Genomic DNA, 2,764 nt, shown 5'->3' with positions numbered 1-2,764 from the left:
AATGGTAGCATAGGTATAGCACAAGCACAGTTATTAGAGGATTTAAGTAAGCAAGCTAAGTTTGTGCGGAGTGAGGGGGAAAATATAATCTCACTCAAAGTGGCTTACCCTGAAAAAATAGATAATAAAATTATATTTGTAGGAAAAGTTTATGAATAAAACACTAATATTTCATGAAAATTCCCATATTGATTTAAATGCTTCTTTTGCACCAGGGACTTATATAAGCTTACAACTAGAAAAAGAAAGCGATGAAAAACTAAAATGGGCTTTTGTAGAATGTGAAAGCAAAGAAAAATTAAATTTATTATTACATGATTGTAATGGCTATATTGATGAAAAAAATCTTAAGGTATTATTTGAAAATGATGATTTGATTTATAATGAAAGCTATGAAGACAATATTTTATCCTTTTGCTTGCCTATAAATAGAAGCAACGAGCCTAAAGAAGACATACAAGATTATAAATACTACATAGTTTTATTTGCTTATAGTAGTGAAAAAACTATGCCTAATTTAGAAGATCATTACATCATCATAGATATGAGCTTTAGAGTGGGAGTTGGAGATGATGAGGATGTAGAAGAAAGTAAACTAAGGAATGATTTTAATAGTGATATAATTCAAACAAATTGTATTTTTAGTGTTTTTGAGGCTGTAGAGTTTTTAAAAGCTTGCCAAAGTTTTAAAGAAAAAGCAAAAGAAACAAATAATTATGAATTTTTTAAAAATTATCCCCAACTTGCAGGAAAAATTGCTTATATTTATTATAGATTTGATTTAGCTAATGAAAAATTTATTAAAAGTGTAAGTGATGGAGATAAGTATTTAAAAGAAAGAGAGAAATTTGTTAAAAAATTTATAGATGTTTATTCTGATGAGAAATTTTTTATCATACCAAGCTATAAAGCAAAATTTAGTGAATTTTCAAACAAAAGTGATGAGGAAAAAATTATGTTTTTTCAAGAATTTCTTGAAGATTTGGTAAAAGCTTTCGACATAGAACCACCAATTCCAACTATTTATAAAGAGTTTAAACAATACAATAACGGATCTTATAATAGTATAGGAAAAAAAGCATTATATTTGAATTTAAAAAACAAAGAAGAACAGATATTATCAACTTTTTTTCACGAATTTAGACATTTTTATATTGATAAAAATAATTCTAAAGAAATAAAAAATCAACATACAGAAAGCATTTTTAAACTCATATATTCTAATGAATATTTTAAATTTGAAAATGTTGTTATGTTTTGGGCGTATGATAAAAAATGCATAATTAGTAATAATTATACAGATTGTGTCGGAGTTAAACCTTATAAATACAGTATATTTTCAGATAAACCTGCAATTTATTGGTTTTCTCCAAGTGAAAGAGATGCGAGAATAAGCACATTTTATTTTGAAAAATATAGGGGTTGATATGTTAGAAGTAGCCATAAAGAATATATTTAAACATAAAGATTTCTTACAAACCAGAAAAGAACCTTATGCTATTTATTTAGCCATAAATACAAACATAAAAAGTTATAATAATATTTGTCCTAGCGAGCAATATTTTTGGAAATTTAATGATATGAATGAGCTTGAATGCTATAATCCAAAATTTGGCATATATCTTGGTAAAATTGTTTTTGATAAAAAAGGCAACAAACTCATCCCAAAATACATAGCCACTAAATTTGAAAATTTAGAAGAAGAAGTTAAAAAGATAAAAAATCCCTTATGGCTTGCTAATAAAAATCCTAATTATATTAAACCTAAATTTTATGATGGTATGGATGGGGGTTATTATTTTGAAAGTCCAAATAATTTAGAGTATCAATGTAAAATAGAAAAAGACACTCAAATTTTAAGCCAAGAACAAATCATTTCCTATGTGAAAGAACTTTATAGTAAAAACACAATGATAATAAAAAATTATATTGATGCAATCAATAAAGACTATGGCATAAAACCTTTCGTATTTAGTGATGAAATTTATGATCAATTAGGAGAAGTTGGCATTCTTACAAAAGAACAAGCTAATAATTTTAAAGATAAAAGTTATATTAAAAAAAATCCAATATTGCTTGCTATGCTTGATTATTTAGCAAAACAAAATAAAAAAGATGAAGATTATTTAATCACTTTTGATGATGAGTATTTTTATGCTTATTTAGTTTGGAGTTTAAAAGATTTCTTATTAGAGCTTTCTTATGGTTTGTTTCAAGATGAAACCAAGCTTCTTTTTAATCCTGCAGCTTATATGGATGACACAAAAATAGATTATAAAAATTTAAACGAAGAAATAAATAAGCGTTATGAAAAAATATTGCTTGATATGGGATTTGAAGGAGAAAATGGTTATTTTAATGATTATTATGATTATGGCTTTGGCAATAATGGTATTTTTAAATTTAACATATATGATTATTTTGCTTATGATGAAATAGGAGTGCGCCCATATGTTTCTCCTAGAAGCCCTTTTTATAGCCCTAATTTTGTCTATTCTGATGGAAATTATCACGGAGATGCAAAGCTTATCCCTTCTGCTTTAGGAAAGTATTATTTTGAGCTTTCCTATCAGAAAGGAGTTTATATAGAACTTTTACGCCCTTATTATCCAAGCATAAAAGATTTACCAGAAGGTTGGGACAATAAAATGCTAGAAAAAGCTAATTTAAATAAATATGAGCATCCATGAAAAAACCTTTTTACAAACTTAAAAGATTTTATATACCTTGTGGTGTGCTTATAGCTTTGATTATTTTTATAAGC

At 26.1% G+C, this 2,764-nt stretch carries 2 protein-coding genes; both read left to right on the top strand.

Annotated features, from left to right (window positions below):
- Nucleotides 1-151: 151 nt before the first annotated feature.
- Nucleotides 152-1,426, top strand: a complete 1,275-nt coding sequence (locus AJ932_RS02395; RefSeq protein WP_070277914.1) for a hypothetical protein — start codon at nt 152-154, stop codon at nt 1,424-1,426.
- Nucleotides 1,407-2,690, top strand: a complete 1,284-nt coding sequence (locus AJ932_RS02390) for a hypothetical protein (protein WP_070277915.1) — start codon at nt 1,407-1,409, stop codon at nt 2,688-2,690. The genes AJ932_RS02395 and AJ932_RS02390 overlap by 20 nt, the downstream gene beginning before the upstream one ends.
- The last annotated feature ends 74 nt before the right edge of the window (nt 2,691-2,764 follow it).

The organism is Campylobacter sp. BCW_6873 (assembly GCF_001762365.1).
Lineage (GTDB): Bacteria > Campylobacterota > Campylobacteria > Campylobacterales > Campylobacteraceae > Campylobacter_D > Campylobacter_D jejuni.
This window is presented reverse-complemented; position numbering and strand designations above follow the sequence as displayed.